This window comes from Streptomyces sp. NPDC041713 (assembly GCF_055591085.1).
In genome coordinates, this window is the sequence record NZ_JBVIZY010000011.1 from 226,730 (window position 1) to 241,843 (window position 15,114).

16 protein-coding genes are annotated in these 15,114 nt (G+C 70.6%); 8 read left to right on the forward strand and 8 right to left on the reverse strand.

The features are described 5' to 3' along the window. Positions 1 to 199: 199 nt before the first annotated feature. Together ACZ6CV_RS29535 and ACZ6CV_RS29540 are read right to left on the reverse strand one after the other, a co-directional pair. Positions 200 to 751: a GNAT family N-acetyltransferase gene (locus tag ACZ6CV_RS29535; RefSeq protein WP_469253880.1), complete on the reverse strand. Its 552-nt coding sequence runs from the start codon at positions 749 to 751 to the stop codon at positions 200 to 202. Between the two features lie 57 nt (positions 752 to 808). Beyond that, positions 809 to 1,267 (reverse strand): four-helix bundle copper-binding protein, encoded by a 459-nt coding sequence (locus ACZ6CV_RS29540; protein WP_469253882.1) that lies wholly within the window; start codon positions 1,265 to 1,267, stop codon positions 809 to 811. Positions 1,268 to 1,454: 187 nt separating this feature from the next. Here ACZ6CV_RS29540 and ACZ6CV_RS29545 point away from each other — a divergent pair, with 187 nt between their 5' ends. Next, on the forward strand, positions 1,455 to 2,144 hold the full coding sequence (locus tag ACZ6CV_RS29545; RefSeq protein ID WP_469253883.1) for a YoaK family protein: 690 nt from the start codon (positions 1,455 to 1,457) through the stop codon (positions 2,142 to 2,144). Positions 2,145 to 2,684: 540 nt separating this feature from the next. On the opposite strand, the gene ACZ6CV_RS29550 is transcribed toward ACZ6CV_RS29545, so the two are convergent. Beyond that, positions 2,685 to 2,966, reverse strand: a complete 282-nt coding sequence (locus ACZ6CV_RS29550; protein WP_469253885.1) for an SCO0607 family lipoprotein — start codon at positions 2,964 to 2,966, stop codon at positions 2,685 to 2,687. A gap of 185 nt (positions 2,967 to 3,151) precedes the next feature. Further along, a complete protein-coding gene (gene pstS, locus ACZ6CV_RS29555) occupies positions 3,152 to 4,237 on the reverse strand; it encodes a phosphate ABC transporter substrate-binding protein PstS (RefSeq protein WP_469253886.1) in 1,086 nt (361 codons plus the stop codon). A gap of 452 nt (positions 4,238 to 4,689) precedes the next feature. Here pstS and ACZ6CV_RS29560 point away from each other — a divergent pair, with 452 nt between their 5' ends. Then, the gene (locus tag ACZ6CV_RS29560) at positions 4,690 to 5,943 is read left to right on the forward strand and encodes an MFS transporter (protein ID WP_469253888.1); all 1,254 of its coding nucleotides are present in this window, start codon (positions 4,690 to 4,692) and stop codon (positions 5,941 to 5,943) included. Positions 5,944 to 6,067: 124 nt separating this feature from the next. Here ACZ6CV_RS29560 and ACZ6CV_RS29565 read toward each other — a convergent pair whose 3' ends face one another. From ACZ6CV_RS29565 to ACZ6CV_RS29575, 3 genes are read right to left on the reverse strand one after another with little or no spacing between them, the layout of a single operon-like run. Further along, positions 6,068 to 6,820 (reverse strand): SDR family oxidoreductase, encoded by a 753-nt coding sequence (locus tag ACZ6CV_RS29565; protein ID WP_469253890.1) that lies wholly within the window; start codon positions 6,818 to 6,820, stop codon positions 6,068 to 6,070. After that, complete coding sequence (locus ACZ6CV_RS29570; protein ID WP_469253891.1) at positions 6,817 to 8,037, reverse strand: acyl-CoA dehydrogenase family protein; 1,221 nt, start codon at positions 8,035 to 8,037, stop codon at positions 6,817 to 6,819. The genes ACZ6CV_RS29565 and ACZ6CV_RS29570 overlap by 4 nt, the downstream gene beginning before the upstream one ends. A gap of 31 nt (positions 8,038 to 8,068) precedes the next feature. After that, complete coding sequence (locus ACZ6CV_RS29575) at positions 8,069 to 8,707, reverse strand: HAD family hydrolase (RefSeq protein ID WP_469253893.1); 639 nt, start codon at positions 8,705 to 8,707, stop codon at positions 8,069 to 8,071. A 350-nt stretch (positions 8,708 to 9,057) separates the two neighbouring features. On the opposite strand from ACZ6CV_RS29575, the gene ACZ6CV_RS29580 reads away from it, so the two are divergent. The 6 genes from ACZ6CV_RS29580 to pgl all read left to right on the forward strand — a co-directional run bounded on the left by ACZ6CV_RS29580 (position 9,058) and on the right by pgl (position 14,059). Then, complete coding sequence (locus ACZ6CV_RS29580; protein ID WP_469253894.1) at positions 9,058 to 10,008, forward strand: alpha/beta fold hydrolase; 951 nt, start codon at positions 9,058 to 9,060, stop codon at positions 10,006 to 10,008. 54 nt (positions 10,009 to 10,062) lie between these two features. Continuing rightward, positions 10,063 to 10,770, forward strand: a complete 708-nt coding sequence (locus tag ACZ6CV_RS29585) for a TetR/AcrR family transcriptional regulator (protein WP_469253896.1) — start codon at positions 10,063 to 10,065, stop codon at positions 10,768 to 10,770. Between the two features lie 40 nt (positions 10,771 to 10,810). Continuing rightward, a complete protein-coding gene (locus ACZ6CV_RS29590) occupies positions 10,811 to 11,368 on the forward strand; it encodes a GNAT family N-acetyltransferase (protein ID WP_469253898.1) in 558 nt (185 codons plus the stop codon). 101 nt (positions 11,369 to 11,469) lie between these two features. After that, positions 11,470 to 12,072 carry a nitroreductase family protein gene (locus ACZ6CV_RS29595; protein ID WP_469253900.1) on the forward strand — a complete coding sequence of 201 codons (603 nt, stop codon included), beginning with the start codon at positions 11,470 to 11,472 and terminating at the stop codon, positions 12,070 to 12,072. Between the two features lie 253 nt (positions 12,073 to 12,325). Beyond that, positions 12,326 to 12,988, forward strand: coding sequence for a hypothetical protein (locus ACZ6CV_RS29600; RefSeq protein WP_469253902.1), 663 nt, complete (start codon positions 12,326 to 12,328; stop codon positions 12,986 to 12,988). A 309-nt stretch (positions 12,989 to 13,297) separates the two neighbouring features. Continuing rightward, positions 13,298 to 14,059 carry a 6-phosphogluconolactonase gene (gene pgl, locus ACZ6CV_RS29605; protein ID WP_469253972.1) on the forward strand — a complete coding sequence of 254 codons (762 nt, stop codon included), beginning with the start codon at positions 13,298 to 13,300 and terminating at the stop codon, positions 14,057 to 14,059. Positions 14,060 to 14,074: 15 nt separating this feature from the next. Here pgl and ACZ6CV_RS29610 read toward each other — a convergent pair whose 3' ends face one another. After that, positions 14,075 to 15,094 carry a LysR family transcriptional regulator gene (locus ACZ6CV_RS29610; RefSeq protein ID WP_469253904.1) on the reverse strand — a complete coding sequence of 340 codons (1,020 nt, stop codon included), beginning with the start codon at positions 15,092 to 15,094 and terminating at the stop codon, positions 14,075 to 14,077. Positions 15,095 to 15,114: the final 20 nt, after the last annotated feature.

Sequence of the window (15,114 nt, forward strand, 5' to 3'; positions counted from 1 at the left end):
GGTCTCCTGGTGTCTCCGACCACTGGCGCGTCCGGCGACCAGCCCCTGCCGGCCGCCGGTTCGTCCGGCTGGATGCTCGCCGCGCGGTCCGGATCCGACGGCGCACACAGTAGAACCCGTTCCAGAAATAGGGAATGGCCGGTCGAGCCGAGTTGTCCCCCGCCCCCGGCTCGCGGCTCGCGGCTCGCGGCTCGCGGAGTCAGCGCAGGGCGTGCCGGGCGGCGAACTCGTCGGCGAGCGTGCCCATCATCACGAGGTCGTGGTACTCGCCGGCGAAGAACACGTGATCGCGCAGACGCCCCTCCTCGACGAAGCCGAGCCGGCGGTGCAGGGCCAGCGACGCCTCGTTGTGGGCGAAGATCCGCACCTGACAGCGGTGGTAACGCCGCTCGGCGAACATGTAGCGCAGCAGGGTCACCACCGCTTCCGTCGCGTAGCCCTTGCGCCGGTGTTCCGCGCCCAACGTGATGCCGTACTCGAACCAGCCCGAGCGCGGGTCGGCCATGCGCGAGCCGATGACGCCGACCGCCTCCCCCGTATCGACGGCTTCGACGGCCAGCCCGAAGCAGTCACCGTCGGAGCCGGCCACGGCCTGTTCCCTCACCCATGCGCGAAAGCTCTCGGCGGAGCGCGGAGGCTGGATCACGTCTCCGAGCCCCTCCTCGTCCGCGGTGAAGCCCATGAACGCGGTCCAGTCGTCGGGCTCGATCCCCCGCAGGCGTATCCGCCCGCCCGTCCAGAACGAAGTCATCCTTCATTCGAGCACGCCCCGCCCCCGCCCCGTGTCCGAATGTGCGGGGAATCGTCGTCAGCCCAGGGTCGTCAGCAAGTCGTCGCAGGCCTGCGCGCAGCGGCGGCAGGCTTCCGCGCAGAGGGCGGAGGCGGGGCGGAGGGCGCTGAGGGCCGCGCACTGGAGACAGATCGTGCGGCACCACTCGACCTGCATCCGGACCCGCTGTTCGTCCTGGTCGCTCTGTTCGGCGAGGACACGGGACGTCGCCTCGCACACGTCCGCGCAGGCGGTGTTGAGGCGCGGCTCGTCTCCCCACTCCGCGGGGCCCCTGCGGCCGAGGCACGCGCGTACGCAGTCGTCGCAGGCCTGCGCGCAGGCGAAGCGGTCCTCCAGGTAGCGGACGAGATCCTGCCGGCTGAGCTCCTCCCGCGGCTGCGGCGGGGCGACGGGCATGGTGACGGACGCGTCGCGCACCGCGTCATGCACCGCGCCCGGCGCCGCGCCGACGGCCGGTGAGGGTGTCGTGGCGGTCACGGAACCCCTCCCTTCGGTCCCGCACGGGTAGCCGACGCGCGTTGGGCCAAACCCACCGAGTCGAGGGTGCGGCGCGCGGCAGCGAGGTGTGGCGGGTCGGAACAAAGGCGCGCCGTCCCGCCGGAACCACCGTGAACTCGGTGCGGCGCACCGGAGCCGCCGCGGACCGTCGAGGTAGAACGTCGACATGACGACTCACCGCGGCAACCGCGACGTACCGACCGCAGAGAACGGCGACGGCCACCCCTTGTCGCTGGTGCTCATCGCCCTGACGGTGGTCAGCGGGCTCGTCGACGCCCTCTGCTACCTGGGGCTCGGCCGGGTCTTCACGGCCAACATGACGGGCAACATCGTCATCGTCGGCTTCGCCCTGGCCGGTGCGCCCGGCTTCTCCGTCACGGGCTCCGTCGTCTCCCTGGCGGCTTTCCTCGTCGGCGCGGTGGCAGCGGGCCGGCTCGCCAACGCGTTCCGGGGCCGGCATCGGGTGCCGTGGGTCCGCGCGGCGGTGTGGTGCGAGGCCGCCCTCCTCGGCGTCGCGACGACCGTCGCCTTCGCGGCCGGGGGCACACCGCCGTATCCGGTGATCGCCCTGATCGCCGTCGCGATGGGGATGCGGAACGGCACGATGGGCCGGCTGGCCGTGCCTGGCATGAGTACGACGGTCGTGACGCGCACGCTGGCGGGGCTCGCCGCCGACTCCCGGCTCGCGGGCGGCGTCGACCGGCGGGCGGCGCGCCGGAGCATCGCCGTGAGCGCGATGATCGTGGGCGCCGTCCCGGGCGCGTGGCTCGTCCTGCACCATGGCATCTGCTGGCCCCTGCTGGCCACCACGCTGATCGTCGCGGCGACCGCGTCGACGTACCGCGAACGCGCCTGACGGCGGTCTGACCCCACCGTCCTGCCCCGCCACGACACGCAGCAGGCCCCGCCGCGACGGGGGAGACACGGCGGGACCCACCAGTCGAGTGCCCGCTGAGGAGACGCTCACACCCACGAGTCGCACTGAGTTGCGAACCGCAGCGCTCGGCGAGTGCTTCAGGCCAGCCGCCGAGCCGACGGTCGAGGCCTCTGCACCGCGGGCAGACGGTAGGCACGCCCTCGTTCGCTCACCCACTCACGCGGCCGACTCGCCCCCACCCCGGTCGTACTCGACGCGCGCGAGGGCCGGGACCCCGTCGAAGCCGCCACGGGCGCTACCAGGTGTCCTTCGTCGTCGCCGCAGGAGTGGAGGTGCTCGGGCTCCTCCTTGCCGCTGTCGTCCTGCGCTCCCCGAAGAGTCCAGGTGCTGGGGACTTCGACCTCGCGGCATCGACGGGCCGACGCCGCACCGCGCACCGATAGCACGCCGAAAAGATCACCGCTCCCGCACCCCGTCAGGGCTGAACGGCCGGCCCCACTCCGGCCCGCCGTCCGACACTCACTGGCCGTCCTTGAGCTTGACGATCTTCCCGTCCTTGTCGACCGTGTGCGTCTCCCAGTACGTATCCCACTTGTCCCCGACATGCTCCGGGACCTTGCCCTCCGGATAGCGTGCGTACCCCTTGGGCGGCTCCTCCCCCTTGGGGGCGCACGCGGATCCGCTGCTTCCCACCCTCAGGACCGGATACTCCCCGCCGCCGCAGATCGCGTCCTCCGTGGAACAGCCGGTGAGCACCGCGGCCGTCACGCCCGCCAGCGCGAGCCCCACGACGGATCGCACCTGGCGGGATCGCACCGGACGGCTTCCGATCACGCGCGAGACCGGACGAATTCGATTGCCCCTGTTCACTGCCCTGGTCACGGTTGGCTCCCTTCCTCGACTTCGGCTTGTGACCCCAGCCTGCGTGAACCGGGCGAGCCGATCATGAGTACGGGTACTCAAACGCACCCGTGCGTCCTCACCAGTCAGGAAAGCGTGCCCACCACATCGCGCACCTGCCCCGCGACGGACTCCGGCAGCGGTGCGTAGTGTAGCCGGGCCAGGTCCTTCTGCCCCTCCTCGCTCGCCGTGTACGTGAGGAACGACTTCAGCGCGGGCAGGGTCTGCCGCTGGTTGCCCTTGTCGCAGACGATCTCGTAGGTGACCTGGACGAGGGGGTACGCATTCGGCGTCGAGGCGCCGTAACGGAACTTCAGCGTCATGTCGTTGCCGCGGCCCGCGACCCGTGCCTGGGCGATCCCGGTCGACGCCGTCGCGGGCGTGGGCTCGACCGGGGCGGGCGCGCCCGTGTCGAGGGCGACGGTCTTGATCTCGCGGGCCCGCGCGAAGGACAGCTCGAAGTAGCCGATGGCGCCGAACCCCGACGTCACTTCCGACGCCACGCCGCTCGACCCGCTCGCCGAGGCGCCACCCGTCCCCTGCCAGGCCTTGCCCGCCGGGTGCGGCCACTCCTTGGGGGCCGCACCCGCGAGGTAGGCCTGGAAGTTCTGGGTGGTCCCGGAGTCGTCGGACCGGTGGACAGGGCGTACGGGCATCGACGGCAGGTCGGTGCCGGGGTTGAGGCGCCGGATCTCCGGGTCGTCCCAGGTGGTGATCTTCCGGTCGAAGATCCTCGCGAGCGTGGGCGCGTCGAGAACCAGGTCGTCGACGCCGGGGACGTCGTACCCGATGGCGATGGGTCCGCCGACCATCGGCAGGTCGATCGCCCGCCCGCCCCGGCATACGTCCTTCGAGAGCGCGGCCTCCTCGGACTTCAGCGCGCTGTCGGAGCCGCCGAACGCGGTGGCGCCGCGCAGGAACTGGGCGCCGCCCGCCCCGGACCCGATCGGGTTGTACGCGATCCGCACGCTCGGGCACGCGCCCTGGTACTGCTTGATCCAGTGCTGCATCGCGTTCTGCTGGGCGCTCGAACCGGTCCCCTGCACCCTGCCCGTGTCGGCGCAGTCGATCCCCGCGACGGCGGGCGCCCCGGCAGCGGCCCGCCCCTCGCCGTCACCGTCGTCGCCCCCGAGTCCCGCGACACCGCACCCCGTCAGGGAGAGCGACAGCACGGCCGTCAGGGAGAGGGCGGCCGTGCGCGCTCTCCCTCTTTGGTATGTACGTCCTGGACGTGGGCGTTGCAACGTTGTCCCCTCGGGGTACCGCGACATGGATCAACCGGAATGAATGGTCGCCGATCCGGGGTGACGGCAGGTGACACCCGGGCGAACAGCGGGCGACGCCCTCTCGTACGGGGGGCGTTATCCGCTTCGCCCGCGCCACCCACCCGGGTAGTCTCACGGCAGCACCGCCCCTGCGAGGAGTCGAGCCCGGCGAGGAGTAGAAATGCCCGGTCGCCCGAGCACGCGCTGACGTTCAGGTCGTTCGACCCGTCACCGCGTGCTGCCCTTCACCCGCGGCACCCGTGGCACCCGCGCAGACCCGCGCGGCACCTGCCCGGACCCGTACCCACGGCGGCACAGCGAGCCTTCTCCGCTACTCCCGGCTCCCGCAAGGGGTTGTCGTGCCGTCCCGTTCCCGTCCCTCCCATGCCCTGCTGCGCGATCCCGACTTCCGTCGGCTCTGGGCCGGTCAGACCGCCTCGCAGCTCGGCGCGCAGGCCACCCGGATCGTCCTGCCGCTCATCGCCGTCCTCTCCCTCGACGCCTCCACCGGCCGGCTCGGCGCGCTGCGTGCGGTGGAGCAGGCGCCGATCCTGCTCTTCTCCCTCTTCGCCGGCGCGTGGGTGGACCGTCGCCGCGCCCGTGACGTGATGGTGCTGGCCGACATCGGGCGCGTACTGGTACCGGCCGCCGTCGCCCTCGCGTATCTGTTGGGCACGCCAGGGCTGCCGGTGCTGTTCGTCGCCGTGTTCTTGGTGGGCGTGTTCGGGGTGTTCTTCGACGTGGCGTACCAGGCGAGCCTCGTACGCCTGTTGCCTCGCGCGGAGTTGGCGCGGGGCAACAGTGCCCTCGAGGGCAGCAGGTCCGCCGCGCAGATCGGTGGGCCCGCGCTCGGCGGCACGCTGGTATCGCTGCTGTCGGCGCCGGCCGCGGCGGCGGCGAGCGGTCTCTTCTTCGCGCTGTCCGCGCTGTCCCTGGGGCGCATCCGCCGCGAGGAAGCCGTGCCCACTCCCCCGCAACCGTCGGTCACCGTCCGGCGGCAGATACGCGAAGGGCTCCGCTTCGTCGTCCGGCATCGCGCGCTGCGGGCGGTGGGGTTGGCCTCGGCCGTCTTCCAGTTCTCGTTCGCCGCCCTGATGACCGTGTATCTGCTCTTCCTGCCGCGCGAACTGCGGCTGCCGGGCGCCGTCGTGGGTCTGACGCTCGCGGCGGCGGGGCCGGGCGCGATCCTGGGTTCGCTGCTCGCCGCCCGGCTACCCGGTCGGTACGGCTACGGGCGGGTCCTGGTGGTCGCGGCCGTGCTCGCCGACGGCGTGATGCTCTGTGTCCCCCTCGCGCACGGCTCCACCGCGACGACGGTCTGGCTGCTCGTGGGCGTCAACTTCGTCTTCGGCGCCTGCGGTCAGTTGGTCAACGTCGCCCTGATGGCCGTGCGCCAGGCCGTCACGCCGGTCCGGCTCCAGGGCCGGGTGGTCGCGACCATCAACCTCGTCGGCATGGGGTTGACTCCGCTCGGGTCGCTGCTCGGCGGCGTGCTGGCCGACGCGTGGGGTCTGCGGCGCGGCCTACTGGTGGCCGCCGCCGGGCTCGCGCTGTCCCCGGTGTGCATGGCCCTGTCCCCGCTGGCGCGCCTGGGGCGGCGACTGCCGGTCTGACGCCGCCCAGCACCCGCCGTTCGTCACCCGCCGTCACCCGTCACCCCGTCACCCGCCGTGCGTCACTCTGCCACCCGTCACCGCGTCACCCGCCGTGCGTCACTCCGTCACCCGCCGTCGCCCGTCACAGCGGCCCCGACCCCAGGAGCTGTCCGCCGTCGACCACCAGGGTCTCCCCGGTGATCCAGCGCGCGCCGTCCCCCGCGAGGAACGCCACGGCCTCCCCCAGGTCCTCCGGTTCGCCGATGCGGCCCAGTGGCGTGGCCGCGGCGACCTTCGCCTCGTTCTCCTGCCACAGCGCCTCGGCGAGCCTGGTGCGTACGACGCCGGGGGCGATGGCGTTGACGCGGACCTTCGGGCCCAGTTCCAGGGCGAGTTGACGGGTGAGGTGAAGGAGCGCGGCCTTGGAGACGTGGTAGATGCCGACGTCCCGCGCCACCGAAAGGCCGCCGATCGACGCGGTGTTGACGACGGAACCGCCGTGCTCCCCCATCCACGCCTTCACCGCGAGCGACGTCCAGAGGATCGGCGCCCACAGGTTGACGTCCATCGTCTTGGCGAAGCGCCCGTGGTCCTGGTCGATGACCGGGCCGTACGCCGGGTTCGTACCGGCGTTGTTGACCAGGACGTCGAGCCGTCCGTACGTCGCGAGGGTGTGGTCGACGCAGGCGCGGGCGGCGTCCTCGTCGGTGGCGTGGGCGCCGAACCCCGTGACGCCGCCGCCGAGTTCAGCGGCCGCTTCCTTGGCGCGCTCCTCGCTGCGCGAGGTGATGACGACCTGCGCACCCCGGTCCCGTAGGGCGGCGGCCGCGGCGAGTCCGATGCCCCGCGAGGCGCCCGTGACGACGGCGACCTTTCCCTGCAGGGAGTCGCTCATCGTGCGCTCCGCTCGGCCTCGCGGCGCCGCAGTTCACGTACCGCGATGGTGCGCTTGTGCACCTCGTCGGGGCCGTCGGCGAGGCGCAGCGTGCGCAGGTGGGCGTACATGCTGGCGAGCGGGAAGTCGTCGCTGACGCCCGCGCCGCCGTGCACCTGGATGGCGCGGTCGACGACCTTGAGGGCGACCTCGGGGGCGGCCACCTTGATCGCGGCGATCTCGGTGCGGGCCTCCTTGTTCCCGACGGTGTCCATCAGGTGGGCGGCCTTGAGCGTGAGCAGGCGAACCATCTCGATCTCGACCCGGGACTCGGCGATCCAGTCCTGGACGTTGGCCCGGTCGGACAGGGGTGCGCCGAACGTCGTACGTGACTGAGCGCGGTCGATCATCAGGTCCAGGGCGCGTTCCGCCATCCCGATGGTGCGCATGCAGTGGTGGATGCGGCCGGGACCGAGCCGGGCCTGGCTGATCATGAAGCCGTCGCCCTCGCCCGCGAGCAGGGCGGTGCGCGGCACCCGTACGTCCTCGAAGAGCACCTCGGCGTGGCCTTCGCGGTCCTGGTAGCCGAAGACCGGCAACCCGCGCAGGACGGTGACGCCCGGGGTGTCGAGCGGGACCACCATCATGCTCTGCTGGCGATGGCCGGGCCCGTCCGGGTCGGTCTTGCCCATGACGATCAGGACGCGGCAGTTCTGGTGCAGGGCGTTCGAGGTCCACCACTTGCGGCCGTTGAGGACGTACTCGTCGCCGTCACGGACCATCCGCATCTCGATGTTGCGGGCGTCGGAGCTGGCGACCGCGGGCTCGGTCATCGCGAACGCGGAGGCGATCTCGCCGGCGAGCAGCGGCTTGAGCCACTTCTCCTTGTGCTCCTCCGTGCCGAAGAGCGTGAGGACCTCCATGTTGCCGGTGTCCGGCGCGTTGCAGTTGGTCGCCTCGGGGGCGAGGTGCGCGCTGCGGCCCATGATCTCGGCGAGCGGCGCGTACTCCAGGTTGGTCAGGCCGGGACCCCACTCCGGGTGCGGGTGGAAGAGGTTCCACAGGCCCTGCCGCCTCGCCTCGGCCTTCAGCTCCTCGAGGACCGGCGGCTGGAAGTGCGGGTCGCCCGCCTGCGCCATCTGTTCCTCGTACACCGCCTCTGCGGGGTAGACGTGCTCGTCCATGAAGGCGAGCAGCCTCTCCTGGTATTCCTTGGCGCGGTCGGTCACGTCGAACACGGGTCCTCCAGCGGTCTTGGTCGGATGAGTCTCACAGGTGGGCCGTGGGCCCGAGGAGCCGTGCCAGTTCGGCGGTCGTGGTGGCGGCGTCGCGGTGCACCACTCCGGCGATGCCGAGCCGCTCCGCCGCCGCGATGTTCTGGGGCAGGTCGTCGACCATCACGGTGTCCTGCGGGCGTACGCCGAGGTGCTCGCAGGCGAGGGCGTACGCACGCCGCGAGGGTTTGCGCACGCCGATCTCCCGGGAGACGGTCACGGCGTCGAACATCGCGGGCAGGTCGAAGCCCGCGTAGCAGTCGTCGCCGAGGGAGTTCGAGAGGAGTCCGGCCCGGTAGCCGCCGGCCCGGACCCGGGCCACCAGGGCGATCATGGCGGGGTCCGGGCGGAGCCGGGCCTGGAGGCGCCGGACCAGGCCAGGTCCCTCGACGGCGGCCCCGTGCGCACGCAGGCGTACGGCGAGGCCGTCCTCGAACTCCCGCTCGCCGATGCGGCCCTCTTCGTGCGCCACGAGCAGGGCGCCGCCCTCCTCGTCCTTGGCGAGCACGCGGAGCAACAGGCGTGGTTCGTCGGCGAGTTCACGGCCGAGCTCCTCGAAGGCGGCGACGACACTCGCGGTGAGCACCCCGCCGAAGTCGAACAGGACCGCACCGCGCGTCCGCACGCCAGTCATCGCACCGCACCTTTGCTCGCCTCGGGTCCGGTCAACGTAATTGAATCCGGGTTCAGGTTCAAGGGTTCGTGGTGGCGGTCCTCGCGGGGGTCCGGACCGCCGCTGTCGAACGCCGCGTCGAGCCGCGCCGCGCGGAACCGGTCCGCCGGCAGGGCGGAGCCATTGAGCGGCGTCGGTCACCGGCGGACTCAGGATGTGGCTGTCGAAGTGGACGATCCCGGCTTCCGACATCATCCTGATCTCTTCGCTTCGGACCACGGATGAGCCAGGACCTTGTGTTCGACGATCTTGGTCGGCAGGGTGTCCGGCATGGTGTACGTCCTGACGCGACCAGCCGAGGAGCTCCGCATATGAGGCAGCACATTTCCATCGCCGAGTGGGAGCGGGTCGCGACCCGCGAGGTGACCTCGGGCGATGTCACGCTCCGGGTCTTCGACCACGGGGAGGGGCGGCCGGGCCGGCCTCCGGTGGTGCTCTGCCACGGCTTCCCGGAGCTGGCCTTCTCATGGCGTCACCAGCTCTTCGCGCTGGCGGAAGCGGGGTACCGCGTCCTCGTCCCGGACATGCGGGGATACGGCGGGAGCTCACGGCCGGCCGACGTCGACGCGTACGACATCCTGTCGCTCTGCGGCGACCTGGCCGCGATCCTCGACGACGTGGGCGCGGACGACGCGGTGTTCGTGGGGCATGACTGGGGCGCCAACGTGGTGTGGCAGATGGCCCTGGCCCACCCGGAGCGGGTGCGCGCGGTGGCCGGGATGAGCGTGCCGGTGAGCCGGCGGGCCCCGGCGCCGCCGCTGCCGATCCTGCGCGAGCGGCTCGGCGACGACTTCTACATGGTGTGGTTCCAGGAGCAGGGAGTCGCCGACGAGGCCCTGCGGCGCGATGTGCGCCGGACCCTCGTGACGAAGGAGATCTACTCCGCACGGTGGGCCGCGAGGACCGAGATCGAAGAGGGCGAGTTGAATCCCCCGCCGTGGCTCGACGCCGACGAACTCGCTTACTACGTCGACACGTTCGAGGCGACCGGCTTCAGCGGCGGCCTCAACTACTACCGCAACCTGGACCGCAACTGGACCCTCACCGAGCATCTCGCCGAGCGCCGCATCACGCAGCCCTCCCTGTTCGTGACCGGCTCCAAGGACCCGGTCGCCCAGTTCATGCCGGCGAAGGATCTGGACCGGATGCTCACCGACCGGCGCGGCACGCTCGTGATCGACGGCGCGGGCCACTGGATCCAGCAGCAGCGGCCCGACGAGGTGAACGCCGCTCTCCTGGAGTTCCTCTCCGAGGTCGGCTGATACCATCCGCTGCCACCGATACGTACAGGTTCGACCGACAGTGAATGGATAGCGGTGGCTGCCCAGGCCCCGGCCGCGGACGGCGGTCAGAAGCAACCGATCACACCTCGCAGCGCCCGCGGCGTCAGGACGCGCAACGCTTTGATCGCCGCCGCCCGCGAGGTCTTCGAACGCGACGGGTACCTGGACGCGCGCATCGCGGACATCTCCAAGGCGGCACATGTCGCCTCCGGGTCGTTCTACACGTACTTCAACAGCAAGGAAGAGATCTTCCAGGCGCTCGTCGAGCAGGTGCAGGAGGAGATGCTCCACCCGCACCTGCGCGAGCGCACCGGGATCACCGATCCGCGCGAACTCATCGACGCGTCGAACCGCGAGTACTTGCGGGCGTACAAGAAGAACGCCCGCCTCATGGCGCTGTTCGAGCAAGTCGCCCAGGTCGACGAGCAGTTCATGGCGCTGCGCATCGAGCGCGGCAACGCCTTCGCGCGGCGCAACGCCAAGCTGATCCGGACCCTGCAGGAGGACGGCCGCGCGGACCCGAGCCTGGACCCGCTGGTCACCGCGCACGCCCTGTCCGTGATGGTGAGCCGCATGGCCTACATGGTGTTCGTGCTCGGGCAGCGGATTCCGTACGAGCGGCTCGTCACGACGCTCAACACGATCTGGGAGAACGGGCTGCAGCTGAAGGATCCCGCGGATCCCGCGGAATCCGGGACACGGCCCACGAGCGGTGGCCGCCAAGGGGCCAGCACCTTGTAAGGGTTGTTGTGCACAAGGTGCTTACACGAGGCTGATCGTCATGAGAGATCACGGAGATCACGGCGATCCCACGAGCGATCAGCAACCGGCATGCACCGGACAGCTCACCATGCCCCGCACCCGCCTCCGGACCCACGTCCGCCCGGCCGTGGAGGCGGACCTGCCGGAGCTCGTGCGTCTGCGGGCGCTGCTCTTCGAGACGCTCGGCGGCGATTACTTCAACCCGTCGCCGGAAGAGAGCGCGTGGCGCCGCGAACTCGCCTCCGTACTGCGCGAGAAGCTCACGTCGGACTCCGCGTGCATCCTGGTCGTGGACGGCGGGGAGGGCCTCGCGGCGTGCGGCATCGGCACGGTGGACCAGTGGTTCCCGGGCCCGCACAACCACAACGGCCGGGTCGGCCACGTGATCGGCGTGGTCACCGATCCGGCGTACCGACGGCGGGGCCACAGCCGCGCGATCATGGGGGCGCTGCAGGACTGGTTCCGCGACCGAGGAGCTTCCCGCGTGGACCTGTACGCCTCACCCGAAGGCGAGCCGCTCTACCGGGACTTGGGCTTCGTCGACCATCCGGATCCGGCGCTGTACTGGCGCCCCTGACCTCGCGCCGCGCCGCCCGGTCCCGAACGGTGTGACCGGGTGGCCGGCACGGGAACTGTCCGAGGCGCTTCCCCCGAAGGTTCGTGGCAGGATCTGCCGACATGGAATTCTCCGAGGTGATCCGCCGTCGACGCATGGTCCGGCACTACACCGACGAGCCGTTGGCCCCGGAGGTGGTCGAACGGGTCCTTGCCTCCGCGCTGCGCGCCCCCTCAGCCGGCTTCTCCCAGGGCTGGGCGTTCCTCGTCCTGACGGATCCGGCCGACCGCGCTCGGTTCTGGCCGTTCGTACCCAGTCGCGTCGACAAGACGCCGACCATGCAGAATGCTCCGCTGATCGTGGTGCCCATGGCCCACAAGGCGGCCTATCTCGAACGTTACGCGGAGCCGGACAAGGGGTGGGAGGACCGCGCCGAAGCCCGCTGGCCCGCACCGTACTGGCACATCGACACAGGCATGGCCGCGCTGCTCATGCTCCTGACCGCCGTGGACGAGGGCCTCGGGGCCTGCTTCTTCGGCATCATGCCGGAACATCTGCCGTCCTTCCGCGGAGAGTTCGGGGTACCCGATGAGTACGACCCCATCGGCGGGATCACGGTCGGCCACCGGGCCGACGACATGCCCCCGCAGGGTGCTCGTATCGCGGAGCGCAGACGTGGGGCGGACGAAGTCATTCACCGCGGACACTGGGGACACCACGCCTGAGCTGCGAGCTCGCCCCTCGGGTCCATTCCGTGGCGCGTCCCGACGTACACCGCGTCCCGACGTACACCCGTGCGGTGATCTATGGGGCGCCGTTACACGATCTACGACTGTCTGTAATGGGCGGCGATTTACCCTTATTCCGTACTCGCCGGACCGCAGAGAGCAAAAGGTCTGCACCGCGCGGAGCCATTCGACCAGTGGTTCCGCGTCGGCGGGTGCACACCACCGCATCGTGAAGGGGAACACCGCCGTTATGCGCACCAACACCCACCGCCGCAGCGCTCTGCGCACCGCCACCGTCTCCGTCATCGCCGGCACCGCCCTGCTGGCTCCGGCCGCGGCGGCACTGGCGAGCACGTCCGCCCCCGAACGCCCCGCCGCCGTGCAGCCCGCCGCGGCCGCCGCCCACACCACGAAGATCGACATCGGCGCCGGTGTCGTCATCACCGTCAAGGACGGCCACCCGTACTACGACGGCAAGGTCATCAAGCCGGGCCAGACCGTCGACGACGGCATCTACGTGCACCTGAGCGCCGACGGCAAGCGCCTGTACAGCAAGACGCAGGGCGGCGGTGTGCCGTACACGATCTGGGACATCAAGACCGGCAAGGCGATCGGTACGCAGAAGACCAACCCGACCGCGAAGGCCTCGCTGACCGCAAAGCCGTCGGCCACCACCGTGAAGGCCTGGCAGGAACTGCGCGTCAGCGGCAAGGCGACGGGCATCAACGCCGGCAGCAAGGTGAGCCTGCAGCAGAAGCAGCGCGGTTCGTGGAAGACGCTGCCCGCGTCCACGAGCGTCAACAAGTCCGGCGCGTACTCCCTGCGCGTCAAGCTCGGCCTGAAGGGCAAGAACGACCTCCGCATGAAGAGCGGCGCCACCCTGTCGCCGGTCTTCCAGGTCACCGTGCGCTAGAAGAACGCCTGCTCCGACCGGTCCCGTGTGCCTGCCTCCAGGCACACGGGACCGTTGCGTGAATCCGCTAAAAGCGGGCATGAATACATCACTTCGGGTCAATGAGCGAATGCGTATTCACTCGCACGATGATTGATCGTTGCGCCTTCGCAATCCGTTTCGGTCGGTAATCCGATCGTCATGACCCCCTATGCCGTGGCGGCATAGAGACGTTGCCGAATTGACCCGTTCACGGGGTACGAATGCCGCAGTAGCCTGGCGCGCAAGAAACCTTGAACACCATCCCGCCAGGAGGATTCAGTGGCTGAAATGCGCGTCTTCGCGAACCCCGCCGAACTCGCACGCGCCGTCGCGGACCATGCGGTCCGCTCCCTCGGTGCGGCCGTCGACCGGGCGGGCGCCGCCACCTGGGTCCTCGCCGGCGGCAGTACCCCGGCGGCCGCATACCGTCTCCTCGCCGAGGAACAATCCTCCGACAGGCAGTCCACCGAAGGGCGGCCCGCTCCCGCCATCGACTGGTCCCGGTTGCACGTCCTGGTCGGCGACGAGCGCTGTGTGCCCGTCGACCACCCCGACTCCAACTGGGGACAGGCCGCGACGGCGTTGCTGGACCGGGTCCCGGTCGAGCCGGCCAGGCTGATGGTGCCGGAGGGGACCCTGCCGCCCGAGGAGGCCGCCTCGCACTACGAGGCCGCCCTCGCCCTGCTGCCCAAGGACGCCGACGGGCTGCCCCGTCTGGACCATGTGTGGTTGGGCGTCGGCGAGGACGGCCATACGTTGTCCCTGTTCCCCGGTCTGGATGCCGTCGAGGTGACGGATCGCCTCGTCGTCGGGGTGCACGACTCGCCGAAGCCTCCCCCGGAGCGCATCACGCTGACCCTGCACGCGCTGCGGGGCGCTCAGGACTGCCTCATCATCGCGGCCGGCGCAGGCAAGGCCGAGGTGATCGCCGGCGCGCTGGAGGGGGACGAGAAGCTCCCGGTGGCGCGGGCGGCGCGAGCGGTGGAGGCAGCGGGAGGACGGGTCACCTGGCTGCTCGACGAGGCCGCGGCCGGAAAACTCGCCGGGTGAGGGATATTCCCGTACTCAATTCTCCTCGTCAGACAGCTGCTGATTTCCCTCATCCGTGAGCTGCTGATTCCCCTCGTCCGTGAGCTGCTGGTTCCCCTCGTCCGTGAGCTTCTCCTCGCTCGGGGACTTCTCTCTGCCGAGGGATGCGGCACGGATCATCTCGGCGAAGATCCTGGCGGCGGAGGAAAGGCTGTCCGGTTTCCAGTGCAGCCACACGTCGGTGTAAATGGCGCCGTCCGACGCAACGAGCACGCTGCCACGGTCCACTTCAGAGGGATCGATGTTGTCCCGGGCCACGATCGGGATGCCCACGCCGCCGCGCCCCAGGGCCAGGAGCGACAGGGGACTCGAACTCTCGACCAGGACGTGCGGGCTGAACCCGCACTTGGCGGCGCCCCGCTCGAGCTCGACCCTGGAGAAGTAGCCGAGCGGGGCGGCGAGCAGGGGGAAGCCCCGCAGCGCGGCCAGTTCGACCTCGGCGGTGCCATGGTCCGGGTGGTGCTCCGGCAGGACGGCCACGATGTCCGCCCGGTACGCCTTGAACCCGTCGAAGTCGTTCCTGGGGCCCGGCGCCATGGCCAGGTCGAGCGCGCCGAGGCGCAGGTCCTCGTAGAGCCGCCGCGCGACCTCGGCCCGCCGGCTGTCCGCGAGTCCGGTGAACTCCATTCTGATGGTGGGGTGTTCGGCGAGAAAGGCGCCGATGACGGGTGCCAGCAGGTATCTGATGTGCACCGGGAAGCAGCCGAATCGCACCAGGCCGGTACGGCCCTGGCTCAGGTCGGCCGCGATCTCGCAGAGCCTGCCGTTCGCACTGAGGACCCGCTGGGCCTCCGCCAGCAGAAGGGTGCCCGCCGACGTCAGCACCACCCGGTTGCCGGACCTCTCGAAGAGAGGAACTCCCAACTCCCCCTGCAGGCTCTTCACTTTCCGCCACAGGGCCGGCTGGGACACATGCAGACGCTCCGCGGCCAATACATAGGAACCCGATGTGGCCACGGCCGTGAAGTAGGTCAGCTGTTGCAGTTCGATGGTCATTACGACCCCCGTCTATGCCG